Below are 25,129 nucleotides of genomic sequence, written 5' to 3' on the forward strand. Positions count from 1 at the left end.
ACCCCTGAAGAGAAGACACCAACGATGACCATCCAGACGACGCAGCGCAAGGGCATCATCCTGGCCGGCGGCTCGGGCACGCGGTTGCATCCGGCCACGCTCGCGATCAGCAAGCAGCTGCTGCCGGTGTACGACAAGCCCATGATCTATTACCCGCTGAGCACGCTGATGCTCGGCGGCATGCGCGACATCCTCGTCATCAGCACGCCGCAGGACACGCCGCGCTTCCAGCAACTGCTGGGCGACGGCAGCCAGTGGGGCCTGAACCTGCAGTACGCCGTGCAGCCCAGTCCCGACGGGCTGGCGCAGGCCTTCATCATCGGCGACAGGTTCGTCGGCAATTCGCCGAGCGCGCTGGTGCTCGGCGACAACATCTACTACGGCCACGACTTCGTGCACCTGCTGTCCGACGCCGATGCGCAGGCCAAGGGCGCGACCGTCTTCGCCTACCACGTGCACGACCCCGAGCGCTACGGCGTGGTGGCCTTCGACGCGCAGGGCAAGGCCAGCAGCATCGAGGAGAAGCCGCTCGAACCCAAGAGCAGCTACGCCGTGACGGGCCTCTACTTCTACGACAACCAGGTCGTCGACATCGCCAAGGCCGTCAAGCCCAGCGCGCGCGGCGAGCTCGAGATCACCGCGGTCAACCAGGCCTACCTCGACCTCGGCCAGCTCAACGTGCAGATCATGCAGCGCGGCTATGCCTGGCTCGACACCGGCACGCACGAGAGCCTGCTCGAGGCGGGCCAGTTCATCGCCACGCTCGAGCATCGCCAGGGCCTGAAGATCGCCTGCCCCGAGGAGATCGCCTGGCGCAACGGCTTCATCGATGCCGCGCAGCTCGAGAAGCTCGCCGCGCCGCTCGCCAAGAGCGGCTATGGCAAGTACCTGCAACGCCTGCTGAAGGACGAGGTGCGTTCGTGAAAGTCACCCCTACCGCGATTCCCGACGTTCTCGTCATCGAGCCGAAGGTGTTCGGCGACGCGCGCGGCTTCTTCTTCGAGAGCTTCAACGGCAAGGCCTTCGACGAGGCCGTGGGGCGCCATGTCGAGTTCGTGCAGGACAACCATTCGCGCTCGGCCCAGGGCGTGCTGCGCGGCCTGCACTACCAGATCCAGCAGCCGCAGGGCAAGCTGGTGCGCTGCGTGCGCGGCGCGGTGTTCGACGTGGCGGTGGACATCCGCCGCTCGTCGCCGACCTTCGGCCGGTGGGTGGGCGAGGAGCTCAGCGAGCACAACCACAAGCAGCTGTGGGTGCCCGCCGGGTTCGCGCACGGCTTCCTGGTGCTGACGGAGACGGCGGAGTTTCTGTACAAGACGACCGACTATTACGCGCCGGTGCATGAGCGGGCGATTGCCTGGAACGATGCCGCACTCGGCATCGCCTGGCCGGATGTCGGCGTGGCGCCGCAGCTTTCAGCGAAGGACATGGCTGCCCTCTCGCTCGATCAGGCGGAAGTCTTCGCCTGATCCGCGGCTGCGGCGAGCATGCGCCGCAGCGTGTCCTCGAGCGCCGGCTCGGCCAGCGTACGGCCGTGGCGAGCCAGGAGTCCATGCAGCTTGGCGGGATCGCCGCACAGCCGATGGACTTCGTTGGCTCTCACGAAAGCCGGATTGACCTCGATGCGAGGGTTGTGCGAAGTCATTTTCGCCAGCATCTCGATCACCGATCGAAGTGCATGGGGGCGGCCTGAGCAGATGTTGTAGGTTTCGCCGGCCTCGCCGACGCTCAGCAACTCGAGGTAGGCATCGCACACCATCTGCACGTCGTTGAACTCCCTCTCGACGTCCAGGTTCCCGAGGGAGATCGACTCCGAGCAGCGGGCGAAGTGCAGGGCCAGCTTGGGGATCAGGAAGTTGGCGTCTTGCCCGGGGCCGGTGTAATTGAAGGGCCTCGTGATCAGCAGGTTGAGCCTGTCACCGTAGGTGCGGGCCATGTATTCCATGGCCAGCTTGCTCATGCCGTAATGGTTGACCGGCGCCGGCGGCTGGGCTTCCGAGATGGGTGAAGTGGCCGTGTTGCCGTAGATGTTCGCGCTGCTCGCCAGCAGGACCCGGCGTGGCGGAACGGCAAGCCGCGTGAGTGCATTCAGCAGATTCGTCGTTCCGACCACGTTGACCGCATAGAACGCACCATCGTTGGCATGTCCCACGAAGCTGATCGCCGCGAGATGGACGACGGCATCCGGTGCCGCGTTGCCGACCTCGGCGCTCACCGCATCCGGATCCGTGAGATCGGCGCGCAGCGGGATCACCTCGTGGCCCGCCGACTCGGCGTGGCGAACGAACGGGCGGCCGGTGAATCCATCCGCGCCGGTCAGCAGGATTTTCAAAACGAAAATCCCTGTTCGTTGCGGCGCAGGTCGGCCTCCACCATCATCTGGCAGAGTTGCTCGAGCGTGGTGGCAGGTTCCCAGCCGAGCTTGGCCTTGGCCTTGGCCGGGTTCCCGATCAGCAGGTCGACTTCCGCAGGGCGGTGGAATTTGGGATTCACGCGCATCACCGTCTTGCCGGTCGCGGTGTCCACGGCCGTTTCGGCCTCGTTGGAGCCCTTGAAGTCCACGTCGATGCCGGCGCCCTTGAATGCCATCCGCACGAAATCGCGGACGGTTTCCGTCCGGTTGGTTGCCAGCACGTAGGTATCGGGTTCGTCGACCTGCAGCATCCGCCACATGCCCTCGACGTATTCCTTGGCGAAGCCCCAGTCGCGCTTGGCATCGAGGTTGCCCAACTCGAGCACGTCGAGCTTGCCGAGCTTGATCTTTGCCACGCTGTCCGTGATCTTGCGGGTGACGAACTCACGGCCGCGCAGCGGGCTCTCGTGGTTGAACAGGATGCCGCTGCAGCCGAAGATGTCGTAGCTCTCGCGGTAGTTGATGGTCATCCAGTGCGCGTACAGCTTCGCAACGCCGTAGGGGCTGCGCGGATAGAAAGGGGTTTCCTCGATCTGCGGAATGGCCTGGACCTTGCCGAACATCTCGGAGGTGGAGGCCTGGTAGAAGCGGATCTTGGGGTTGACCAGGCGGATGGCCTCGAGCAGATTCAAGGCACCCACGCCGGTGATTTGGGCCGTGGTGGCTGGCTGATCGAAGCTCACTCCGACGAAGCTCTGGGCCGCAAGGTTGTAGACCTCGTCGGGTTGCGAGCGATTGAGTAGGCCGATGGAGTTGCCGAGATCGGTCAGGTCGTATTCGACCAGGTGCAGATTGGGGGCATTCTGGATGCCGAGTTCCTCGATGCGCCAGAAGTTGACCGAACTGGTTCTGCGATAGGTGCCAAAGACCACATAGTTTTTTTCGAGGAGCAACTTCGCCAAGTAAGCTCCGTCCTGTCCTGTGATGCCAGTTATCACTGCACGTTTTTGCATGTAAATCCTTCTATGCCGATAAGCTCGCAGCTCTTTCAATAATGGGTCGATTTTGCCTCATCGGGAATCGGGTCCTCATGGCGCGCGAGCGCACGAGTGCAGGAGCGCTTCCCAGCCATCAGCGCTGCACGCATGCATCGAGACTCATTCGTTTCGCAGTCCGAAAAGAAGATTGGAAAAGCGGTGTCCGAGCTTCGAATAGACATGGGCATCCACCCAGCCGTCCGCCTGGCGTTCGACTGCTGCCAAGTGGTCATCGCCGGATCTGATGCGCGCAATCAGATCTTCCAGGCCGTTCACCAAGTCCGCTACGGAGGCTCCTGGGAGCCTGTGCACGGTTTGAGCGAGGTCGTCGAAGATGGAAATAGGGGTTACAGCAACTGGACGGCGACTCGCAAGGCCATAGCGAACTGCCCCGCTGGCCGACTCCCCCGTGTTCTGGTAGGGGAACACGATCAGATCGGATTGATCGAGAAGCGACAGACTCTCACTGTCCGAGAGAAAAGAGGAGTGAAACTCGACTGCCTTGGTCAATCCCAGTTCTGCAACCAATTTCCGCAATTCGAGGAGCAACTGGCGAGAGGACTCGGCGGGATACTCTGCGTTGATAAGCTTGAGTTGCACCGGAACTCCCTTTTTTCTTAGCAGGGCAAGAGCCTGCACTATTTCAGGGAGGCCCTTGTGTGGAAGGCAGAAGCCATAGGTCGAAATTGTGAATACAGAATCTGAAGGATTAGTCTTCCTGGTAGGTTGGTGATCGAGGAGTCCGTGCGGAAAAAGCAGGGTGTTGCTTGCCACCCCAAGGGCTTTCAGGCGATTGAGATCGTTGACTGAATGAACAATCACGCGTTGGCATTTGCGCAACGTCTGTACAAGAATTCTCAGCTCCTTATTTTGTGCCCGCGCGTCGGGTGGATCCTGGGTCGAGTGCAGCACGGCGACGACATGTCTGCCCCGCAGATCGACCTGATGGGTGATAAATGTGGCCAGTTGAGCGAAATCGAAGAATCCGTAGTTGAATTGAACAACGAGTGTGTCCAGGTCAAGCTTGTCGATCTGACTTTGAAGTCGAGAGAGGTCGGGCGAAGCATACTGGTCCCAGCAACGAACTACATTCGCAGTATCTTCCTCGGTCAATTCCTGTGCGTCAGGGGCGAGAATGGCTACCGGCGACGGCATATGCCTGACCAGATGCGCGGAGTAAGTGGCTATTCCGCAGCGGGTATTCCAGGTGCTGATCCATCCCACCCGCGGTTCGAAGCGGCTGATCCCGGATGCGATACGCAGGGCACCCATCTTCATCCGTTCCGCCACGTGTTTCCATTGAAACCTCTCCTCGAGAAGCAGTCGACCGTGCGTCGAACGCCGACCTCTCTCTTCACCGGTCAACGACCGAACATCTTTCATGAGTGTCGTCAAGTGCCTCTTGCTCGGGCGTGCCCACACCGAATCGAAGACGCCGAGGTGAGAGTTGGCGCTCTCGAAATCGTAGTCGAGTATCCAAGCGGTCTGATCGGTGCAGAAATCCAGTTGGCCGCTCCAACCAGTAACAATTACCTCCATTCCGCACAGCATGGCTTCTGCCAAAGGAAGCCCGAAGCCTTCGGCCTTGCTCGGGGCCACAAGACAGTCGCAGGAGAGGTACAGGGCCTTCAATTCTTCGTCCGAAAGATCCTGTTCGATCACGATGACTTGCGGAAAGTCGGACTTTTCAGCCCTGGCCTCGCGAAGCCAATCGTGGATTCGGTTGTGAGGATTCGCGAAGGTTTTGATGATGAGGCAGACATCGTCGTCGATCGAGAACGCGTCGCCGTAGGCTTCAAGCAGAATGTCCGCCCCTTTGCGCGGAAAACAGGAAGAGACGTGCAAGAAGCGAAATCCGTTGCCGGGCGCCGAATAACTCGTTGATGCTTCGACGCGCTCCCAATGATCGGTTCCAGCGCCGACGACCCACGCCGGCACTCTCAAGCCATTGTCAACAAGCGTTTTACGGACGTGTTCCGAAACGCACGCGACTCCTTGGAGGTTTTCATTGAAGTCGTCTATCCATTTCGCCGGAAATCCGCTTTCCTCCCAGCCGTAGGTGTGCAGCAGATTGATGCGGCTGTTCATGTCGGCAACTCTTGGTGGAAAGAGGTTTCGACTGCTGATCAGGCAATCTTCTGGGGGGTACAGCGATACCCGCTCATGAAGCCGTTGGATGTCGGGGTTGTGCTCGAGGAAGTCTAGGTTCGGCGCAAAATCCCCGGGGCCTTCCGTCGAGTGAAGCACTACGCTGAAGCCCGAGGCATCGATGGCTCGCGCGAGTTCCCGGTTCACCAACGCCAGGCTGTAGCTGCTGTCGAATGGCCCTTCGAGACGCCATTGGTCGGTACTCGATGCCTGGGTTTCGCAAAGCATCCAGCGTGTGGATTCGTTGTCGGTCGCGATGACGCGCGCCAATTGCTGCAAGTCACTCGTACTGGGTAGGACCGTGGTTGAGATAGCGGCCAGCCGAGCGACCACTGCATCGCTTTCCCGCCGCCAATTCTCGAGGGTTCGTGACCATCCGGTTTGAGGCGTCGCATGAGCCTTTCCTGATCTGTCCAGATGAAGGCGTTCCAGGGCCTCGAGCACGATATCCGCCGAGCGACTCCACGAGAACTTTGAAGCTTGGTCAGTGGCGTGCTTACGAAGTGCGTCGTGGAAGCCTTGATCGCTCAGTGCCCTCTTCATTGCCACGCTGATTGCAAGCGTATCAGTTGGATCAAAAAGTGCATCTGACCATCCGATGACCTCAGGCAGACTGGTCGTATTGGATGCAATGGTTGCCGTCCCACAAGCCATTGCTTCCAATGGAGGAAGGCCGAATCCCTCTATGAGCGAAGGAAAGACAAACAAGGAAGCGGCATTCAGCAGGAGAACGAGGTCGTCATCGGACACATGATCCAGGACTAGGACCCTGCCGGCGATTTGCAGTTTTTCTGCAATTTTTCTTATCTGGTCCGCCTCGCTCGAGTTCCATTTCCCGGCAAGGGCAAGTTGATGAGAATCGATGATACTTCTGGGAAGTCGGGCATATGCTTCGATCAGACGAGGCAAGTTTTTCCTCTCGTCCATTGCGCCCGTGCAGAAGATGAACTTGTCTTCGATGCCATGTCGATACCTAATTGTCAGAAGGCCCGAGTCATCCGGAGGAAGCTTGAGGAACTTCGATTCGACAGCGGCGGAGATTGTCGTGATGCGATCAGACGGCAGATCCAGAAGGCGCTGCGCTTCGATGGTCGAGTAGTTTGAGATCGAGAAGAGCATGTCCGCTCGCCGCAGATCCGCCACTTTCTCGTCATACCAAGCCCGAGACCAGCGACTAGGCAGGTACTTCGTGGGGTCGGTGAGCGGGATCAGGTCGTACAAGATCGCCGATGTCTTGTGATCGGTCGGCAGCCGGCCGATCGAAAGCACTGCATCGTCGAGGCCGCCCTCGAAGAGACTGGAAACAAATACCGAGTCGGGTTGTAGGCGTTGGATGAAGCTCTCCCGCGAGATCTCCATCGCCTCACGCCGCCAGTTGTTTGCCATGTCGTGCCAACTGACCGCATCTGCGCAGGCGAAGTACTTGATTCGGTCTGGAGAAATTCCGAGCTCCGACTGGAAGTACTCGGATGGACCCGAAAGCCCCTGATTGGCAATGACCCAGATGTCATGATGCTTGGCTTGTCGGATAAGAGCCTTGGCAATTGCCAGTGAATAGCGACCGATGCCTCTGAAGCGACTACCGGTCTGGGCGCCTTGCAGATCTACAACAATTCTCATTCTGTTCCCTTTATCCGTTATTTCCGCTGTTCCGGAGGTATCTGCTTGGACAGTTGATCAAAAATTTCCGCGGCAGCAGGAGTCAAGGCGTACCCGTCGAAGGTCGCCGGCCGTGGGGAATGCGTCAGGGCAGGCTCTAGTTCCGCTTTTAACTTCGTGCGCAATCCAGGAGCCATTCGGAGCAGGAGGCGTATCCATTTCTGGGTGCCCGGACTCTTCTGGCTTGCCAAGGCCGCAAGCCGAATGAGCCCGATGCCACGACGCCGCAGGCCGGATAGAACCCTATCTTCTCGAAGAGCGCTGCTGAGTCGGCGAAATGGATGCCCCGCCACGCGCAGCGGAGCGGTAATGCGCCATGAAGTGCTTCGATAGATGCTCTGGGCTTGCAGCGCCAGCGCGGCCGCGTGCGCTTCTGCTTGCGAGGCTCGTTGAATGAGTTGCCGCTCCCTTGATTCGAGCCGCTTTACATTGAGCGTCGACTCCTTCAATAGATCGCGCAACGCATTTAGGCTCTCATTCGAAACCCTCAAATCCCCCTCGATGCGTTCTCGATCCGCCTGCGCCTGATCGAAGCGACCCACCCAGTGTTCGCACCATGAGCCCACCCGTGTTCCGATCCGGACTTGATCGAATACGTTTGGAGGCGTACTCAACGCCGCGGCCAATTCCTGATGCTCGGCCGCGACGTAGAACCTGTTCAGTCCATCGAAGTACGCAAACGCATAGTCAGCATCCAGAAGAATGGACTCCCAGCTTTGGTACGAGGGAGTCTGGGACATCGGCACCGTCGCCTCGATGACCATAATCCATGGACGCAGGCGCGTGGGATCCCATCCCCTCAGGACGAGCTCCTCGGCGCCCTCCACGTCGATCTTCATCCAGTGGATGTCGCGACCCTCGTAGGCGGAGAATGCACTGCGGATCGGTAGCGTCGGAACGCGCAACACTTGGTGACCGAATCCATGCTCGACTTCATGTGAGTTCGCGTAGCCTTGCACCAGAGTGCTGAGTCCGGTGTTGGAGATCACATGAAATTCGACCTCGCCCTCTTTATCCGAAAGTGCCAGTTGCAGTACCAATTCCTCCGGGCGGTCATTCCTCAACAGCGAAGCATACGCGGGCACGGGTTCTACATGGATGCCGCGCCATCCCCGTTCGTAGAACGCCTTGCTGACTGAGTCGTCGGTGGGGTGCTGCGCACCGATGTCGATGTAAAAACCGTTGCTGACATGTTGAAGGGCTCGCCACAAAACAACGTCCTCGAAGTTTTGAGCGTAGGACAGGAAAGCCATGTTTTAACCTTGTATGATTTTGACGCCGCCTCTGGAGAGAACCGTGCGTGCGCGTATCGCCACGGCGGGTGCGATTGTAGAAGCCCCCACATTTGCCGCTGGAGGTGTCGCTGGCGCCGCCAGCATGTTCGTAACAAATAACATGATAGTTTTCGATGCAGGTCCTACGAACCCCATGAGGCGTGCTGTAAGTCAGCAGATAAGGCGTGCGTTAAAGGCTATTTGGTGGCTGATCACGCCTTGGCAGATTCCGCAGAGGCTTCGCTTTCTGAGCACCCGCAGACTCGCGGCAACTCGGGAGCAAAGGATTCAGTTGCTGCTGCAGCGGGCAGATGACGTACAGCGCCACGCCGGCGATGGCCGCGGCATGGGCGTCGGGGCCGCAAGGCTCCGATGGAATTCCCGTAATGCCCTGACACAGCTGGGGCATCTGGGTGAGCACTTCTTGCTTCCGAGACAGCGTGCGGATGAGGTTGAGGATGTTGGTGGTGCGGTGCGATTTTGTCTGGACTTGCTGTCTCGGCGGGAAGACTTGCGACTCGCCTTTCCAGACGCAACCACGGGTGGGGCCGACTCCGCTTTCGCTCAGTGGATGGCAGGCGAGCCGGGTAGTGAGCTTGGCCTCACGGATGAAGGAAAGGCTTGCATTGGGAAGTTGCTCGCTTCCGATTTTGGAGCCAGGGCTAGGCAAGCATTTCTGAACAGTGGCCGCGTTCGGAACGCGATGCCCCACGGCCTTACCGTTCCGGGCTATCCAGTTTTGTTCGAATGGTTTGTCGAGTTCGAAAGGCATGATTCGAGCCTTTCGCTGGAAGAGATCTGGTGGCTCTTCTGGCAAGCCTCTGAGCAGCCACGGCTTGAGCTCGTTCGGGCCTTGGTTTTCACGCCGGAATGGCAAAAGCAATTTCCGGACGGTGCCACAGTTTTCGGTCGAACACGGTTCGTCGAATGGTTTCGGCGAACCTATGGAGAGTCGGGCGATTGGCTCGATTCGCCCGATTGGCCCGAACTCTATGGCACGGCACATTCAATACGGCTGGCCTACTTCGCGCGCTCCATTTGGCAGGCTGAACATCCGGAAGCCCTTCGCGACACGAAAAGCGCGGAGGTTTTTCTTGCATGGCTGACGTCGAAGCACGCTGGCCTGCATGATGAATCCATTGCCTGGTGCCGGCTTTTGGATGTGAAGAAGACGGCGGTGGAACTGGTGCAGCCAGGTGTCAATGTGCTCGGCCACTTTTGCTATCCCTCCGGCCTTAGGGTGTCGGTGGAGTCGCTTGTCAATGGCCTCAAGGCCGTTGGCGTTCAGACGTCACTGCGAGATGTCAGGACGCATCCCAGGGACGATCCGCATCATCTGGCGTTCGATGGACTTGAATGCTTCGATATCACGATCGTGCATGTGCAACCGGATCCATTTTTCGATGAGGCCTTTCAGCGAGCAGATCTCCACCCTCGAGATCCCCGAACTTTTCGCATCGCGTACTGGTACTGGGAGTTCGATACGATTCCGTCGAAGTGGCTTGATCACCTGGAGGAGGTGGACGAGGTTTGGGCTGCAACCGAATTCGTCGCTCGGGGTATGCGCAAGACCTTGACAAAGCCGGTGCAAACGATTTTCCCAGGGCTCTCGCTGGCCGAGCATGAAAAGGCGGATTCGAGGAGCTTCGGAGTTCCAGGCGAACACTTCATGTTTCTATTTACGTTCCATATGGCGAGCGTGATGGAGCGGAAGAATCCCCTGGGGCTGGTGCGTGCATTTCGTCAAGCATTCGCTCCGTCGGAATTGGCGACATTGGTCATCAAGACATCGTATGGAGACAAGCATCCCGATCAGCTTACCGAATTGCAGACTGCGATAGAAGGCCACAATATCCTGCTGATCGATGAGATATTTGCCGCTGATCGAGTAATGTCACTGATGAGTGCATGCGATGCCTATATCTCGTTGCACCGAAGCGAAGGGTTGGGGCTGACGATGGCGGAGGCAATGCTGATGGGGAAGCCGGTCATCGCCACCAGATTTTCGGGAAATGTCGACTTCATGAATGAAGAAAACAGCCTCTTGGTTGATTGCGAACTGGTGACGTTGCAGGCTGACGTTCCGCCTTATAGCGCGGGCATGGAGTGGGCGGAACCCTCCGAAGCGCATGCTGCACAACTGATGCGGAGGGTCTTCGACGATCGCCTTTTCGCCGCGGAGATTGGCTCAAGGGCTCGCGAAAGCGCTTTGCATGCGTTGTCGGTGGAGATGGCTGGCAAGAGGGCTGCCGCCAGGCTTGCGGAGATTCAGGAAGCTCTTGTCTCCGGCGATCGCAAGTAGCCGCCCTGGCAGCCGGCATCCGGGCGGGTAACGGCAATGAAAAAGGCTGGCCGAGTCGTCAAGATGTGACCACGATTCGCCCGTGTTCCAGATGAATCACGCGGTTGCACTCCTTTGCGATGAGGTCAGGAGAGTGAGATGCCAAGACCAATATGCCTGACTTGGCGACGACATCGCGCATCCGTTTTTCGGCCTTTTCGGTGAATTCGGCGTCGCCTACCGAAAGCCATTCATCCATTAGCAGAATGTCTGCTTGAACGCTCGTGGAGATCGAGAACGCCAAGCGCATCAGCATGCCTGTCGAATATGTTCGCACCGGCATGTTCACATACTCACCAAGACCGCTGAACTCGCAGATCTCCCTGGTCAATTGTTCCACCTGCTTCCTGCTCATTCCCATCACAAGGCCGCGTAGCATAATGTTCTCGAGGCCGCTGGCATCCACTTCAATGCCCAATACCGGATCGATCAGGCTGGAGACGGTGCCCTGGCGCGTGAATTCTCCGGACGATGGTTCGTAGACGCCCGCCAAGGTGCGAAGCAGGGTCGATTTGCCCGCGCCATTGTGGCCAACCAGCCCTAGTCGATCGCCGCTACGCAGTTCGATATTGATGTTGTGTAGCGCCTGCACGACAGTGACACCTGTCTCCTTGCCCAGACGGCCACCGGTTACCGATGCTGCCAAAGTGCTTCGTAGAGAACTGGCCCCCGCTCCATAGATCGGGAAATTGACCGAGACATTCTTGAGTGAGATCAGTGCCATGAATTCTCAGAGCCAGTAAACGACGCGACGGCGGTATTTCATGAAGAGCAGCCCGGCTACCACGGTGGTGCCGATCGTCCAGCAGAGAATGCCAAGCCAATCGTGCAAGCTGGCCATCCCGCCCATCAGCGGTGTGCGAAGTAGATCGAGCATCTGTGCCAGTGGATTCCACAGCACGTACCTTGCGCGACCAGGAAGGCTTTCCGGCAGCCAGAACACCGGCGTGAGGAACATCAGCATTTGCATCAGGCTGGTCACGATCTGGGTAATGTCGCGAAAGCGCGTGCAGATCAAGCCGAGCAGCAAGCCAACCATGTGCGCGTTAATGATCAGCAGCAGAAATGCAGGGAAGAACAACAGCGCATGCCAGGTGAGAGCGATGCCGGCCCAGAGCGCGACCGGTACATAGAGCACGATCTGGTGTGCAAACTGGATGACGTTGCGCGCCAAGGCGCGCCAGACAAACAGAGTGATGGGAAAGTAGCCCTGTTTCAGATAGTGCGATGAATTGACGAACGTATGGCAAGCATCGGTGACGATGTTGGAGAAGAAGCCCCAGAAAATCACTCCGAGCGCGAGATGGGGAAAGAATCTTGAGAGTTCTGTGCCGAAGAGCGCACTGTACAGCGGGCCCATGCCGCCGATCATGACTCCCATGCTCAAGGTCAGCCATAGTGGGCCGAGAAGCGAGCGGCGGTAGCGAAGGACGATATCGAACCAGGCCAGGGTCCACCAGATGTCGGGCCGCCGGGTGCCTTCCCACCAGTCCGCCCAGGCGTTGCGATGTAGGTTTGAATGCGCGGTACTGCTCATGCTCGTCCATAGGTGTCCGCGAGGCGGACGATGTCGTCTTCTCCCAGGTAGCTCCCGCACTGCACTTCGATCAGCACCAGTTCTTCGTGGCCGGTGTTCGTGAGGCGATGTTTCTCCTGAAGTGGAATGTAGCGGTATTGGCCGCGCACGGTCTCGTGCTCGACCTCCCCGATCTGCACGATGCCTTTGCCCTGGACCACGACCCAGTGCTCGGCGCGCTGGTGGTGGTATTGCAGCGAAAGCGACTGGCCCGGCTTGACCGTGATGCGCTTGACCTTGTAGCCGTCTTCTTCCTTGAGCGACGCATAGGTGCCCCAGGGACGATGGACGGTGGCCGGCAACTGAACGGTCTCGTGCGTGCGCGATTTCAGCAAGTCCACGACCTTCTTGACCTGCTGCGCGCTGTTCTTGTGCGCCACCAGCAGCGCGTCGGGCGTGTCGACGATCACGAGGTCATGGACGCCGAGCGTGGCCACCACCTTGGCGCCATGGCTCTCGACCTGGACGTGCGTGCCGGTGGTGTCCACGGCCACGACGTCATCCGGCAGCGTGTTGCCGTTGGCATCCGCCGGATGGGCACTCGCCACGGCGGGCCAGGAGCCTACGTCGTTCCAGGAGAACTTGGCGGGTACCACGTGCACGTTGTCGGCCCGCTCCATGACGGCGTAGTCGATGCTGATGTCGGGTTGCAGGCCGAAGGTGTGCAGGTTGAAATCGAGGGTGCTGCCGTTGCGCGTGGCATTGCCCATGGCGTTCCGGGCGGCACGCAGAACCTCGGGGGCCTGCTTTTCGAACGCGGCCAGAATGCTGGCGGCGGTGAAGCAGAACATGCCGCTGTTCCAGTAGTAGCGCCCGGTTGCCAGATATTCCTGGGCCGTGGCGAGGTCGGGCTTCTCGACGAAGCGCTTGACCGGCTGGCTCTGGCGCGAGACGCGGTCGACCTCGACGTAGCCGAAGCCGGGTTCGGGCGCGGTGGGCGCGATGCCGAACAGCACCAGCGAGCCCTCGTTGGCCAGTCGGAAGGCTTCGCTCGCGCTGGCGACGAAGGCCTCGACGTCGGGGACGAGGTGGTCGGCCGACAGCACCAGCATCACCGTATCGCCTCCGAACTGCTGCTCACATTGCAGGGCGGCAAGGGCAACGGCCGGCGCGGTGTTCCGTCCCTTTGGTTCGAGCAAATAGGTGGTGTCCGGCGGGTCGCTCATACCGCTGAGCACGTCCTTCGTCAGGAAGAAGTGGTCCTTGTTGGTCACGATCATCAGGTCGCCCGTGCCGCATGCCTGACCCCGTTCGATCGCCTGCTGCAGCAGCGTTGTGCCCCCGAGCTTCATGAAAGGCTTCGGGAAGGCTTGACGCGAGACAGGCCATAGTCTCGATCCGGCGCCTCCCGACAGCACCACTGAAAGCACCCGCATCTTTTTAAACCTTGTTTCTTTATGGAGGAGCGATAATTTTACCGACCCCTGCCGGGGCGAGCCGTGAGCAGGCGTTCGTTGCGACGCCCCGCGCTGAAAGTGCGCACCACCGGCCTTTTCTTCGCGCGGCCATGGCCTCGGCGCGAGTTTTCGGAATGATCGACCGTATTTTATGAGGCCCACGCTGCCCGCCGCATCCACAGGGAGACGCCGACCCGCACGCCCCGCCGAGCTGACCAAGGCCCAATTGCAGGCCCGGGTGCATGCGCTCGAGCAGCAGGTGGCCGCCATGGAGCGCTCGACCAGCTGGCGGCTCACGGCCCCGGTGCGCTGGGCCAGCCGGGTGGTGCAGCGCCTGCGCGGCGGGCCGCCACTGCCGGCGGGCATCGCGGGCGGCAACTACGCGGAATGGATCGCGCGGTCGGCGGCGCTGCAGGCGGGGCCGCTGGCGGCACTCGCGGCCGAGACGCGGGGCTGGTCCGAACGCCCGCTGATCTCGGTGCTGATGCCCACCTACAACCCCCAGCCGGCCTGGCTGCGCGAAGCCATTGCCTCGGTGCGCGCGCAGACCTACGACCGCTGGGAGCTCTGCATCGCCGACGATGCCTCGACCGATCCGCAGGTGGCGGCCCTCCTCGAGGCCGCGGCCGCCGAGGACAGCCGTATCCGCTGGGTCCGCCGGCCGGTCAACGGCCACATCTCCGAAGCCTCGAACAGCGCGCTGGCGCTGGCCGGTGGCGACTGGGTGGCGCTGATGGACCACGACGACCTGCTCGCGCCCGATGCGCTGCTGCGCGTCGCGCACGAGCTGCGCGCCCATCCCGAGGCGCGCATGGTCTATTCGGACGAGGACAAGATCGACGCCGCCGGCCGGCGCTACAACCCCTATTTCAAGCCCGACTGGAACCCCGAGCTGTTCCGCTCGCAGAACATGTTCTCGCACCTCGGGGTCTACCAGCGCGCGCTGGTGCTCGAGGTCGGCGGCTTCCGCAAGGGCTTCGAGGGCGCGCAGGACTACGACCTCGCACTGCGCTGCATCGAGCGCATCGACCCGCTGCGGCAGGTGCGGCACATCCCGCACGTGCTCTACCACTGGCGCGCGCATGCCGAGAGCACGGCCCAGTCGGCCGGCGCCAAGCCCTATGCCGAGATCGCGGGCGAACGGGCCCTCGACGAGCATTTCGAGCGCATCGGCCTGGCCGCGCGCACCGAGAGCACGCCGCATGGCTACCGCACCCGGCTGGCGGCACCCGCGCGCTGGCCGAAGGTGTCGCTGGTGATCCCCACGCGCGATGCGCTGGGCCTGGTGCGCCAGTGCATCGAGAGCATCGTGGCGCTCTCGACCTACCCCGACTACGAGATCCTGCTGGTCGACAACGGCTCCACCGATCCCGAGGCGCTGCGCTACTTCGCCGAGCTGCGCGAGCAGCCGGGCTTCCAGGTGCTGCGCGACGACGGGCCGTTCGACTACGCGGCGCTCAACAACGCCGCGGTGGCACAGGCCCGGGGCGAACTGGTGGCGCTGATCAACAACGACATCGAGGTCATCACCCCCGACTGGCTCGAGGAGATGGTGGCGCTCGCGCTGCAGCCCGACGTCGGCGCGGTGGGCGCGAAGCTGCTCTACCCCGACGGCACGGTGCAGCACGCGGGCGTGGTGCTGGGCATCGGCGGCATCGCCGGCCATGCCCACAAGCACCTGCCGCGCGCGGAGGGCGGCTACTTCAACCGCGCGCAGCTGATCCAGTCCTTCGAGGCCGTGACCGCGGCCTGCCTGGTGGTGCGCAAGGCCGTCTACCAGCAGGTGGGCGGGCTCGATGCCGACCACCTCAAGATCTCGTACAACGACATCGACTTCTGCCTGCGCCTGCGCGAGGCCGGCTACCGCAACGTCTGGACGCCGCATGCGGAGCTCTACCACCATGAATCGGCCACCCGGCCGCGCGACCTGGACCCGGCCCAGCGCGAGCGCGCGGCGCGAGAAGAGAACCACATGAAGACCCGCTGGGCCGCCGTGCTCGACCGAGATCCCGCCTACAACCCGAACCTGAGCCTGGCCTCGGAAGACTTCGCGCTGGCCTGGCCGCCGAGGCCCGTGCCGGAGGTGCGGCCATGAACCGCCTCCTGCGTGCCTTGAGCTTCGTCCCGAACGCTCTCTACAAGGGCGGCGGCCTCGGCGGCACCGCGCGCCGCGCCGTGAAGATCCTGCGCCAATCGGGCCTGCGCGGCGTGGTGCGCTCGGTCGGTGTGCTGCTGCGCAACGACGGCCCGCCGCTGATGGCCGATGCCTCTCGGCCCGACCGCTTCCAGTACCGCGAATGGGTCAAGCGCCACGACGCGCCGCTCGCGCCGACGCAGCGCCAGGCGCTCGAGGCGCAGGCCGCCGGCTGGCCGCGCCGGCCCGGCTTCGTACTGGTGATGGCGCTCGATGGCGCCGATGCGCAGCAGGCGGAGCGCGCCGTGGCTTCGGTGCGCGACCAGGTCTTCGCGCACTGGCGGCTGGTGCTCGCGGTCGGCCCGGGCACGGCGCAGGAGGTCAAGGCGCTGGCCGGCCGGCTGGCCGCGGCCGAGCCGCGCATCGAGTTCGCCGAGGCGACGCTCGCGCAGGCCTTCAACGCCGCCGACCCCGGTGCCGACGGCTGGCTCGCCGCCTGCGATGCGCGCGATGCGCTGGCCGCCGATGCGCTGTGGCGCGTGGCCGAGGCCGCCGTGGCCCATTCCGAGGCCGCGCTGATCTACACCGACGAGGACCGGATCGCGGCCGACGGGCAGCGCTCGGCGCCGTACTTCAAGCCCGACTGGAACCTCGACCTGCTGCGCTCGCAGGACTTCGTCTCGCGGCTGGCCTTCTTCGCGGCGCCGCTGCTGCGCGAGGTGGGTCGGCTCGACGAGCGCTTCGGCGACGCGGCGCGCTACGACCTGGTGCTGCGCGCGGCCGAGCGCCTCGATGCGGCGCGCATCGTCCATGTGCCGAAGGCGCTTTACCACCGCCATGTGGCCTCCGAAGAGGCGGTGCATGCGATGGACCCGGCCGAGTACGCGCCCGAGGGCGGCGAGCGCGCGCTGCAGGCGCACCTGGCGCGCGGCGGCATCGAGGCCACGGCCGAGCGCGCGGGCGCCGGCTTCCGCGTGCGCCATGCGCTGCCGGCCGAGCTGCCGCTGGTGTCGCTGTTCATTCCCACGCGCAACGGCCTGAAGCTGGTGCGCCAGTGCATCGAGAGCATCCTCGAGAAGACCCTCTACCCGCGCTACGAGATCATCCTGGTCGACAACGGCTCGGACGACCCCGAGGCGCTGCGCTACTTCGAGGAGATCTCGGCGCGCGCGGGCGTGCGCGTGCTGCGCGACGACAGCCCCTTCAACTACTCGGCGCTCAACAACCAGGCCGCGGCGGTCGCCAGGGGCGAGGTCTTCGGCCTCATCAACAACGACATCGAGGTGATCTCGCCCGACTGGCTCGGCGAGATGGTCTCGATCGCGCTGCAGCCCGGCGTGGGCGCCGTGGGCGCGCGGCTGTGGTATCCCGAGAACACGCTGCAGCATGCGGGCGTGGTGCTGGGCTACCGCGGCGGCGTGGCCGACCATGCGCACCGCCGGCTCGGCCAGGGCGATGCCGGCTACTTCGGGCGCGCGGCGCTGCTGCAGGGCTTCTCGGCCGTGACGGCCGCCTGCCTGATCGTGCGGCGCGCGCTCTACGAACAGGTGGGCGGGCTCGACGAGAAGAACCTCAAGGTCGCCTACAACGACGTCGACTTCTGCCTGCGGCTGCGCGAAGCCGGCTATCGCAACGTCTGGACGCCCCATGCCGAGCTCTACCATCACGAGTCGGCCACGCGGCCCTCGGACCTGTCGGAGGCGCAGATCCAGCGCTTCCTCGGCGAGGAGGGCTACATGAAGCAGCGCTGGGGCGAGTTGCTGTTCAACGACCCGGCCTACAACCCGAACCTGAGCCTCGCGATCGAGGACTTCAGCTATGCCTGGCCGCCGCGCGCGCCGAAGGGGCTGGCGCCATGAGCGAGGTGGCGGCTTCTTCCGCCGGGGCACTGACCGTCTCGGTCGCCCTGTGCACCTACAACGGCGAGCGCTTCGTGCGCGAGCAGGTCCGCAGCATCTGCCTGCAGACCCGGCCGCCGATGGAGATCGTGCTGTCCGACGACGCCTCGCGCGATGCCTGCGTCGAGGTGGCGCGCGCCACCGTCGAGGAATGCCTGCGCGAGCGGCCCGGCCTCGCGATCGCGCTGCGCGTCATCGTCAATCCCGTCGGCCTGCGCGTGGTCAAGAACTTCGAGCAGGCGGTGCGCGCCTGCGGCGGCACGCTGATCGCGCTGTCGGACCAGGACGATGCCTGGGTGCCCGAGCGGCTCGAGCGGCTGGTGGCCGAGTTCGAGCGCAGGCCCGAGCTGCGGCTGCTGCACTCGGACGCGCGCCTCGTCGACGCCGAGGGCGCGCCGCTGGGCGGCACGCTGTTCCATGCGATCGAGGTCACGGCCGGCGAGCTCGAGCGCATGCATGCGGGCCAGGCCTTCGACGTGCTCCTGCGCCGCAACATCGTCACCGGCGCGACCACGGTGTTCCATCGCGAGCTGCTCGACGCGGTGCTGCCGTTCCCCGTCGAATGGGTGCACGACGAGTGGATCGCCACGGTGGCCTCGGCCTTCGCGCGCATCGACACCGTCGAGGCGCAGCTGATCGACTACCGCCAGCATGGCGGCAACCAGATCGGCGCGCGGCGCGACACCTTCATGGAGAAGGTGCGCAAGGCCCTGGCCTCGCGCGGCACCACCCACGTCGAGCGCGCGCGCAAGGCCGAGCTGCTGCTCGAGCGCCTCGAGCAGGTGGCGCGCGCGGGCCGTCCGGTGACCGCCGACACCCTCGACAAGCTGCGCGGCAAGATCGTGCACCAGCGCTTCCGCACGCAGCTGCCGGCCTCGCGCTGGGCGCGCGTGCTGCCGATCCTGCGCGAGGCCCGAACGGGTCGCTACGACCGGTTCGGCCGCGGTTTTCGCGGCGTGGTGCGCGATCTGTTCGAATCCGTCTGATCCATTCCCGAGCCCTCCGTGAGCCACATCCCCCAGACCCCCGCCTCCGTGCCGCCGACCGTGGTGGTCGTGATCCCGTTCTACAACGGCTCGGCCTTCATCGAGCGCTCGGTGGCGAGCGTGTTCGCGCAGTCGATGCCGGCCAGCGAGGTCATCGTGGTCAACGACGGCTCGCGTCCCGAGGAGCGAGCCAGCCTCGACGCGCTGGCCGCGCGCTTCCCGTTCCGCATCCTCGACAAGGAGAACGGGGGCCAGGGCTCGGCGCGCAACGCCGGCGTGGCGGCCTCGACGGCCGAGTACATCTGCTTCCTCGACCAGGACGACTTCTATCTGTCGAACCACATCGAGATCCTGGTCAAGGGCATCCCGGCCGATGACCCGCGCCTGGGCTTCGTCTACGCCGACCTGGCCGAGGCCGATGGCGAGGGCAACATCATCCGCGCGGCGATGGTCAAGGACCACACGCTGCATCACCCGAAGACCAACATCTTCGAGATGCTGCGCCACGACATCTTCGTGCTGCCCTCGGCCGCGATCGTGACGCGCAAGGCCTTCGACGCGGTGGGCGGCTTCGACACCCAGTTCATGGGCTTCGAGGACGACGACCTGTTCCTGCGCATCTTCCGCAAGGGCTTCACGAACCACTTCATCGACAAGGTGGTCACGGTCTGGTGCATCCACACCGGCAGCACCTCGTTCGACATGCGCATGATCCGCAGCCGCTTCAAGTACTTCAAGAAGCTGGTCGGCATGTTCCCCGACGAACCCCGGCGCAACCGCTACGTGCTGCGCGACTGCCTGATGCCGCGCTTCGGCCGCTTCTTCATGGACCACGTGATCGAGGCAGTGAAGGCCAACGACCCGAACCGCGCCGAGATGAGCGCGGTGCTCGCCGAATACGCGGCGATCGTCTATGCGAGCCCGGCGGTCAGCGGCCGCAAGAAGCGCGAGCTGCGCGCCACCGTCTTCATGGCCGAACACAGCCCGCCGGGGCTGATCCGCGCCATCGGCAAGCTGACGCGGCTGCCCGGGGTGCGCTCGTTGCGCCGATTGCTGGGCTGAGGGGCGCTCAGTGGGTCTTTTGGCGCAGCCGGCGGTAGCGCCAGAAGGCGCCCGAGGTCCAGACCTTCAGCAGGCTGGAGGCATGCCAATACAGATACTTCATGCTTCGATGACTGGCGCGCTGGGCGTCGTGGCGCGCTCGCAACTGCTCGCCCACCTGCAATTGCCAGCCGGCCAGGGCCAGACGGGCGCAGATGTCGAAATCCTCGCCGTACATGAAGTAGCGCTCGTCGAAGCCGCGGATACGCGCGTAGGCCTCGGATCGGAACAGCATGAAGAGGCCTGGAATCCAGGCCGGCGTGTCGGGGCGTACGTAGCCCGGCTTTCTGCGCGTGAGGATCTCCAGCGGAGAAAGCACGTTGCGGTGCTGCTCGGGTTCGCTGCGGCCTGATTCGAGGATGCGCGGCGTGAGCAGCCCCGCGTCGGGTGCCGCCAGCGCGACCAGCGGCGCCAGCACATCGGCATCGAAACGGATATCGGGGTTGAGCACCAGGAACCATGGCGTGGCGCAGCGCTCGAAGGCCTGGTTGTGGTTGGCGCCGAAGCCCTTGGGCTGCGCGTTCTCGATGCGTTCGAGCGCGAAGCCCCAGGCGGCGCCGGCCAGCGGCGCGTCGGACTCGGGGATGTTCAGCGTCAGCACCACCTTGGCCACCTGTTCGCGGCTGAAGCGGTCGATCTGGTCGAGCAGGGGGCGCACGAGTTCGAGCTGCCCGTGGCTCACGATCGAAATCGTGACGGCGGGGGAGGTCGTAGCGGGGATGGCCATGGTCTAATTTCGCCCGGGGATTCTAGGGGCCCCGCTACCACCCATGATTGCCCTGATCGTCATCAGCTTCTTCGTCTCCGCCTTCGCGGTCCAGATCTTCATGCGCCGCGCGCGCCGCCATGCGCGGCTGTACGGCGCCGACATGCCGCAGCGCTTCCACAAGGGCCATGTGCCGCGGCTGGGGGGCGCGGGCATCATCCTCGGCATGGGCGTGGCCTGGCTCGCGGCCGGCATCACCGGCACCGATCCGTTCAACGTCTCGTGGCCCGTGTCGGCCTCGATGCTGATGCTGGTCTGCATCCTGCCGGCCGTGCTCGGCGGCATCGTCGAGGACGTCACGCAGCGCGTGCAGGTGCGCTGGCGGCTGATGCTCACCCTGGGCGCGGCGCTGCTGGTGTGCTGGGTGCATGGCCTGAGCCTCGCGCGCACCGGCATCCCGCTGGTCGACGGCTGGCTCGCGGCCGTGCCCTATGCCTCGGTGCTGTTCGCCGCGCTCGCGATCGGCGGCCTGCCGCATGCCTTCAACATCATCGACGGCTACAACGGCCTCGCGGGCACGGTGGCGGTGCTGGTCTGCCTCGCGATCTCGCACGTGGCACTGCAGCTCGGCGACCGCCAGCTCGCGGCCATGATGGTCTGCCTGGTCGGCGCGACCTTCGGCTTCCTGATCTGGAACTATCCGCGCGGCAAGATCTTCGCGGGCGACGGCGGCGCCTACGTCTGGGGCATGGTGATCGCCGTGGCCTGCGTGACACTGGTGCAGCGCCACCGCGTGGTCTCGCCCTGGTTCCCGATGCTGCTCTTGATCTACCCGGTGTGGGAGACCCTGTTCTCGATCTACCGCAAGCTCGCGCGCGGCCAGTCGCCGGGCACGGCCGACGCGCTGCACTTCCACCAGCTGATCTTCCGCCGCATCGTGCGCGTGGCCTTCGCCGACGACGAGGCGCGCCAGCTGCTCGCGCGCAACAACCGCACCTCGCCCTACCTGTGGATCTTCGCCGCGATGTCGGTGGTGCCCGCGGTGCTGTTCTGGAACAACACCCTGGTGCTGATGTTCTTCTGTCTTCTGTTCGTCACGACCTACGTCGGCGCCTACCTCATGATCGTGCGCTTCAAGGTGCCGCGCTGGCTGCGGCCCTGACCGTTCGTCTTTGCGAGAATCCCGTCCCATCGTCCACCGTCCCGGAGCCTGACCGCCCATGACCGACCCCGTCCTCAACATTCCCCCGCGCGACAAGGCCGAGATCCTGGCCCAGGCGCTGCCGTACATCCGCAAGTTCCACGGCAAGACCATCGTCATCAAGTACGGCGGCAACGCCATGACCGACCCGGCGCTGCAGGCCGACTTCGCGGAAGACGTGGTGCTGCTCAAGCTGGTCGGCATGAACCCGGTGGTGGTGCACGGCGGCGGCCCGCAGATCGAGGCCGCGCTCAACCGCCTGGGCAAGAAGGGCAGCTTCATCCAGGGCATGCGCGTGACCGACGCCGAGACCATGGAAGTCGTCGAATGGGTGCTGGCCGGCGAGGTGCAGCAGGACATCGTGGGCCTGATCAACCAGGCCGGCGGTAAGGCCGTGGGCCTGACCGGTCGCGACGGCGGCCTGATCCGCGCGCAGAAGCTCAAGCTGGCCGACCGCGCCGATCCCAACGTGCAGCACGACGTGGGCCAGGTCGGCGACATCGTCTCGATCGACCCGAGCGTGGTCAAGGCGCTGCAGGACGATGCCTTCATCCCCGTCGTGAGCCCGATCGGCTTCGGCGAGGAGAACGAGAGCTACAACATCAACGCCGACGTGGTGGCCGGCAAGCTGGCCACCGTGCTCAAGGCCGAGAAGCTGATGCTCTTGACCAACACGCCCGGCGTGCTCGACAAGGACGGCAAGCTGCTCACCAACCTGAGCGCGCGCGAGATCGACGACCTGTTCGCCGACGGCACGATCTCGGGCGGCATGCTGCCGAAGATCGAGGGCGCGCTCGATGCGGCCAAGAGCGGCGTCAATGCCGTGCACATCATCGACGGTCGCGTGCCGCACGCGATGCTGCTCGAGATCCTGACCGACCAGGCCTACGGCACGATGATTCGCGCGCGCTGAAGCCGCGCGAAGGCCGGCCCCGGGACGGGCCGGCAGCCAGCGGGCGCGCGGGGAGGCGCGCGCTCACTGCTGTGCGAGAATCAATTGTTTACATCTTCCGCACGCGCCTCCCATGCAAAACGAAGAGACAGTCGTCCCCGGTGCAGAGACCCAGGCCGAAACCGCGCCGGCCGCTCCGGCGCGCAAGCGTCCCAAGCCCGGCGAGCGGCGCGTGCAGATCCTGCAGGCCCTGGCCGCGATGCTCGAGCAGCCCGGCGCCGAGCGCGTGACCACCGCTGCGCTGGCCGCCCGCCTCGAGGTCAGCGAGGCCGCGCTCTACCGCCACTTCGCGAGCAAGGCGCAGATGTTCGAGGGCCTGATCGACTTCATCGAGCAGAGCGTGTTCACCCTGGTCAACCAGATCCTCGAGCGCGAGGCCACGGGCAAGGAACAGGCGGCCCGCATCATCGCGATGCTGGTGCAGTTCGCCGAACGCAACCCCGGCATGACGCGCGTCATGGTCGGCGATGCGCTGGTCTACGAGAACGAGCGGCTGCAGCAGCGCATGAACCAGTTCTTCGACAAGATCGAAGCCAGCATCCGCCAGGCGCTGCGCGAGGACCGCGCCGCCGAGGGCTCGGCCACGCCGAGCGTCGATGCGCAGGTGCGCGCGTCGGCGCTGACCTCGCTGGCGGTCGGCCGCCTGCAGCGCTTCGCGCGCTCGGGCTTCCGCCGCGAACCCTCCGAACATCTCGACGCACTGCTCGCGCTGGTGCTCTGACCCGCTGAGGACAGGGCCGCACAGCGGCCGCGGCTTATCGCCGGCATAGGCAATCGCAATCGAAACTGGTCATTCGATTGTTGAAAATAAACGGGCTCCCACAACCGATAGGAAAAGCCCAATGACCGAATCCCGCAAGCTCACCACCGAGAACGGCGCGCCCGTCGAGAACAACCAGCAGTCGCAGACCGCGGGCGTGAACGGCCCCGTGCTGATGCAGGACCATCACCTGATCGAGAAGCTCGCGCGCTTCGACCGCGAGCGCATCCCCGAGCGCGTGGTGCATGCGCGCGGCTCGGGTGCCTTCGGCACCTTCGAGGTGACGGCCGACGTCACCCAATGGACCAAGGCGAAATTCCTCGGCCAAGTCGGCAAGAAGACCGAGGTGCTGGCGCGCTTCTCGACCGTGGCGCTCGAACTCGGCTCGGCCGACACGGTGCGCGATCCGCGCGGCTTCGCGCTCAAGTTCTACACCGAGGAAGGCAACTACGACCTGGTGGGCAACAACACGCCGATCTTCTTCATCCGCGATCCGCTCAAGTTCCCCGACTTCATCCATTCGCAGAAGCGCGATCCCTACAGCCACGTGCAGGAGCCCGACAACGCCTGGGACTTCTTCTCGCACTCGCCCGAGGCCACGCACCAGTTCACCTGGCTGTTCGGCGATCGCGGTATTCCGAGGAGCTACCGCCACATGGACGGCTTCGGCTCGCACACCTTCCAGTGGGTCAATGCGCAGGGCGAGGCCTTCTGGGTCAAGTACCACTTCAAGACCAACCAGGGCATCGAGACCTTCGTCGCGGAAGAAGCACAGCGCGTGGGCGGCGAGAACCCGAACCACCACCACCTCGACCTGCTGCATTCGATCGAGCGCGGCGAGTTCCCGAGCTGGCGGGTGCAGGTGCAGATCATGCCGGTGGCCGAGGCGCAGACCTACCGCTTCAATCCCTTCGACCTGACCAAGGTCTGGTCGCACAAGGACTACCCGAAGATCGACATCGGCATCCTCACGCTGAACCGCAACCCCGACAACTACTTCGCCGAGATCGAGCAGGCCGCGTTCAACCCGGCCAACTTCGTGCCCGGCATCGGCCCCTCGCCCGACAAGATGCTGCAGGGCCGCCTGTTCAGCTACGGCGACACGCAGCGCTACCGCCTGGGCATCAACCACACGCAGCTGCCCGTGAACCGGCCGCACGCGACCACGGCACGGAACTACGGCCGCGACGGCGCGATGCGTGGCGACGGCAACGGCGGCCGCGGCCCGAACTACGAGCCCAACAGCTTCAGCGATGCGCCCAAGCAGAGCAACGAGCCGGTGTATGCGCCACTGCAGATCCACGGCTGGACCGGCAGCCACCAGTGGCAGCAGCACCCCGAGGACACCGATTTCGTGCAGGCCGGCGACCTCTACCGCCTGATGGACGAAGCCGCGAAGCAGCGCCTGGTGAACAACATCGCGGGCGGACTGGGCGCGGTCCGGCGGCAGGACATCATCGACCGTTCGCTGAGCTACTTCCGCCAGGCCGATGCCGACTACGGCGCGCGGCTCGAGAAAGCGATCCGGGCCGTGCAGGCCAGGATCAAGGGCGACGACACCAGCGTGCAGGTCGGCAAGCCTGCGCACGACGCCAGCAAGAGCTAG

At 63.8% G+C, this 25,129-nt stretch carries 19 protein-coding genes; 11 read left to right on the forward strand and 8 right to left on the reverse strand.

What is annotated here, in order from left to right; all coding sequences use genetic code 11:
* The first annotated feature begins 24 nt into the window (after positions 1 to 24).
* Together rfbA and rfbC are read left to right on the forward strand one after the other, a co-directional pair.
* Positions 25 to 924: a glucose-1-phosphate thymidylyltransferase RfbA gene (gene rfbA, locus KV106_RS30945; RefSeq protein WP_261214956.1), complete on the forward strand. Its 900-nt coding sequence runs from the start codon at positions 25 to 27 to the stop codon at positions 922 to 924.
* Entirely contained in the window at positions 921 to 1,469 is a 549-nt protein-coding gene (rfbC, locus tag KV106_RS30950) for a dTDP-4-dehydrorhamnose 3,5-epimerase (RefSeq protein ID WP_261214958.1), read from the forward strand. Before rfbA ends, rfbC begins: the two co-directional genes overlap by 4 nt.
* Here the strand turns inward: rfbC and KV106_RS30955 are convergent.
* From KV106_RS30955 to KV106_RS30970, 4 genes are all read right to left on the reverse strand, one after another.
* The gene (locus tag KV106_RS30955; RefSeq protein WP_261214960.1) at positions 1,448 to 2,332 is read right to left on the reverse strand and encodes a GDP-mannose 4,6-dehydratase; all 885 of its coding nucleotides are present in this window, start codon (positions 2,330 to 2,332) and stop codon (positions 1,448 to 1,450) included. The two genes, rfbC and KV106_RS30955, sit on opposite strands and share 22 nt — an antisense overlap.
* Positions 2,329 to 3,366, reverse strand: coding sequence for a GDP-mannose 4,6-dehydratase (gmd, locus tag KV106_RS30960; RefSeq protein WP_261214962.1), 1,038 nt, complete (start codon positions 3,364 to 3,366; stop codon positions 2,329 to 2,331). Before gmd ends, KV106_RS30955 begins: the two co-directional genes overlap by 4 nt.
* 144 nt (positions 3,367 to 3,510) lie before the next feature.
* Complete coding sequence (locus KV106_RS30965) at positions 3,511 to 7,158, reverse strand: glycosyltransferase (protein WP_261214964.1); 3,648 nt, start codon at positions 7,156 to 7,158, stop codon at positions 3,511 to 3,513.
* Positions 7,159 to 7,175: 17 nt separating this feature from the next.
* Positions 7,176 to 8,450: an FkbM family methyltransferase gene (locus KV106_RS30970; RefSeq protein WP_261214966.1), complete on the reverse strand. Its 1,275-nt coding sequence runs from the start codon at positions 8,448 to 8,450 to the stop codon at positions 7,176 to 7,178.
* 43 nt (positions 8,451 to 8,493) lie between these two features.
* Between KV106_RS30970 and KV106_RS30975 the strand changes: the two genes are divergently transcribed.
* Positions 8,494 to 10,773: a glycosyltransferase family 4 protein gene (locus KV106_RS30975; protein WP_261214968.1), complete on the forward strand. Its 2,280-nt coding sequence runs from the start codon at positions 8,494 to 8,496 to the stop codon at positions 10,771 to 10,773.
* Between the two features lie 58 nt (positions 10,774 to 10,831).
* Here KV106_RS30975 and KV106_RS30980 read toward each other — a convergent pair whose 3' ends face one another.
* From KV106_RS30980 to KV106_RS30990, 3 genes are read right to left on the reverse strand one after another with little or no spacing between them, the layout of a single operon-like run.
* A complete protein-coding gene (locus KV106_RS30980) occupies positions 10,832 to 11,536 on the reverse strand; it encodes an ABC transporter ATP-binding protein (RefSeq protein ID WP_261214974.1) in 705 nt (234 codons plus the stop codon).
* A gap of 6 nt (positions 11,537 to 11,542) precedes the next feature.
* Entirely contained in the window at positions 11,543 to 12,349 is an 807-nt protein-coding gene (locus KV106_RS30985; RefSeq protein ID WP_261214975.1) for an ABC transporter permease, read from the reverse strand.
* Positions 12,346 to 13,764 (reverse strand): mannose-1-phosphate guanylyltransferase/mannose-6-phosphate isomerase, encoded by a 1,419-nt coding sequence (locus KV106_RS30990; protein ID WP_261214976.1) that lies wholly within the window; start codon positions 13,762 to 13,764, stop codon positions 12,346 to 12,348. The genes KV106_RS30985 and KV106_RS30990 overlap by 4 nt, the downstream gene beginning before the upstream one ends.
* 172 nt (positions 13,765 to 13,936) lie before the next feature.
* On the opposite strand from KV106_RS30990, the gene KV106_RS30995 reads away from it, so the two are divergent.
* From KV106_RS30995 to KV106_RS31010, 4 genes are read left to right on the forward strand one after another with little or no spacing between them, the layout of a single operon-like run.
* Entirely contained in the window at positions 13,937 to 15,880 is a 1,944-nt protein-coding gene (locus KV106_RS30995) for a glycosyltransferase family 2 protein (RefSeq protein WP_261214977.1), read from the forward strand.
* Positions 15,877 to 17,778, forward strand: a complete 1,902-nt coding sequence (locus KV106_RS31000; RefSeq protein WP_261214979.1) for a glycosyltransferase family 2 protein — start codon at positions 15,877 to 15,879, stop codon at positions 17,776 to 17,778. The genes KV106_RS30995 and KV106_RS31000 overlap by 4 nt, the downstream gene beginning before the upstream one ends.
* On the forward strand, positions 17,775 to 18,803 hold the full coding sequence (locus KV106_RS31005; protein WP_261214981.1) for a glycosyltransferase family 2 protein: 1,029 nt from the start codon (positions 17,775 to 17,777) through the stop codon (positions 18,801 to 18,803). Before KV106_RS31000 ends, KV106_RS31005 begins: the two co-directional genes overlap by 4 nt.
* Positions 18,804 to 18,821: 18 nt before the next feature.
* On the forward strand, positions 18,822 to 19,865 hold the full coding sequence (locus KV106_RS31010) for a glycosyltransferase family 2 protein (protein WP_261214984.1): 1,044 nt from the start codon (positions 18,822 to 18,824) through the stop codon (positions 19,863 to 19,865).
* Positions 19,866 to 19,872: 7 nt separating this feature from the next.
* Here KV106_RS31010 and KV106_RS31015 read toward each other — a convergent pair whose 3' ends face one another.
* Positions 19,873 to 20,631 (reverse strand): glycosyltransferase family 2 protein, encoded by a 759-nt coding sequence (locus KV106_RS31015; RefSeq protein ID WP_261214986.1) that lies wholly within the window; start codon positions 20,629 to 20,631, stop codon positions 19,873 to 19,875.
* A gap of 43 nt (positions 20,632 to 20,674) precedes the next feature.
* Between KV106_RS31015 and KV106_RS31020 the strand changes: the two genes are divergently transcribed.
* The 4 genes from KV106_RS31020 to KV106_RS31035 all read left to right on the forward strand — a co-directional run bounded on the left by KV106_RS31020 (position 20,675) and on the right by KV106_RS31035 (position 25,129).
* Positions 20,675 to 21,772, forward strand: a complete 1,098-nt coding sequence (locus tag KV106_RS31020; protein ID WP_057590930.1) for a glycosyltransferase family 4 protein — start codon at positions 20,675 to 20,677, stop codon at positions 21,770 to 21,772.
* A gap of 58 nt (positions 21,773 to 21,830) precedes the next feature.
* Positions 21,831 to 22,724, forward strand: coding sequence for an acetylglutamate kinase (gene argB, locus KV106_RS31025; RefSeq protein WP_057590931.1), 894 nt, complete (start codon positions 21,831 to 21,833; stop codon positions 22,722 to 22,724).
* A 112-nt stretch (positions 22,725 to 22,836) separates the two neighbouring features.
* Positions 22,837 to 23,484, forward strand: a complete 648-nt coding sequence (slmA, locus tag KV106_RS31030; protein ID WP_093353943.1) for a nucleoid occlusion factor SlmA — start codon at positions 22,837 to 22,839, stop codon at positions 23,482 to 23,484.
* 121 nt (positions 23,485 to 23,605) lie between these two features.
* Positions 23,606 to 25,129, forward strand: coding sequence for a catalase (locus tag KV106_RS31035; protein WP_261214992.1), 1,524 nt, complete (start codon positions 23,606 to 23,608; stop codon positions 25,127 to 25,129).

Source organism: Variovorax endophyticus, from assembly GCF_025376855.1.
In the GTDB taxonomy this organism is placed as follows: Bacteria; Pseudomonadota; Gammaproteobacteria; order Burkholderiales; family Burkholderiaceae_C; genus Variovorax.

Excerpts from the sequence above, each read along its gene's own strand:
- rfbA (WP_261214956.1), top strand. The coding sequence starts at position 25 with ATGACCATCCAGACGACGCAGCGCAAGGGCATCATCCTGGCCGGCGGC.
- gmd (WP_261214962.1), bottom strand. The coding sequence starts at position 3,366 with ATGCAAAAACGTGCAGTGATAACTGGCATCACAGGACAGGACGGAGCT.
- KV106_RS30965 (WP_261214964.1), bottom strand. The coding sequence starts at position 7,158 with ATGAGAATTGTTGTAGATCTGCAAGGCGCCCAGACCGGTAGTCGCTTC.
- KV106_RS30970 (WP_261214966.1), bottom strand. The coding sequence starts at position 8,450 with ATGGCTTTCCTGTCCTACGCTCAAAACTTCGAGGACGTTGTTTTGTGG.
- KV106_RS30980 (WP_261214974.1), bottom strand. The coding sequence starts at position 11,536 with ATGGCACTGATCTCACTCAAGAATGTCTCGGTCAATTTCCCGATCTAT.
- KV106_RS30985 (WP_261214975.1), bottom strand. The coding sequence starts at position 12,349 with ATGAGCAGTACCGCGCATTCAAACCTACATCGCAACGCCTGGGCGGAC.
- KV106_RS30990 (WP_261214976.1), bottom strand. The coding sequence starts at position 13,764 with ATGCGGGTGCTTTCAGTGGTGCTGTCGGGAGGCGCCGGATCGAGACTA.
- KV106_RS30995 (WP_261214977.1), top strand. The coding sequence starts at position 13,937 with ATGAGGCCCACGCTGCCCGCCGCATCCACAGGGAGACGCCGACCCGCA.
- KV106_RS31000 (WP_261214979.1), top strand. The coding sequence starts at position 15,877 with ATGAACCGCCTCCTGCGTGCCTTGAGCTTCGTCCCGAACGCTCTCTAC.
- KV106_RS31005 (WP_261214981.1), top strand. The coding sequence starts at position 17,775 with ATGAGCGAGGTGGCGGCTTCTTCCGCCGGGGCACTGACCGTCTCGGTC.
- KV106_RS31015 (WP_261214986.1), bottom strand. The coding sequence starts at position 20,631 with ATGGCCATCCCCGCTACGACCTCCCCCGCCGTCACGATTTCGATCGTG.
- KV106_RS31020 (WP_057590930.1), top strand. The coding sequence starts at position 20,675 with ATGATTGCCCTGATCGTCATCAGCTTCTTCGTCTCCGCCTTCGCGGTC.
- argB (WP_057590931.1), top strand. The coding sequence starts at position 21,831 with ATGACCGACCCCGTCCTCAACATTCCCCCGCGCGACAAGGCCGAGATC.
- slmA (WP_093353943.1), top strand. The coding sequence starts at position 22,837 with ATGCAAAACGAAGAGACAGTCGTCCCCGGTGCAGAGACCCAGGCCGAA.
- KV106_RS31035 (WP_261214992.1), top strand. The coding sequence starts at position 23,606 with ATGACCGAATCCCGCAAGCTCACCACCGAGAACGGCGCGCCCGTCGAG.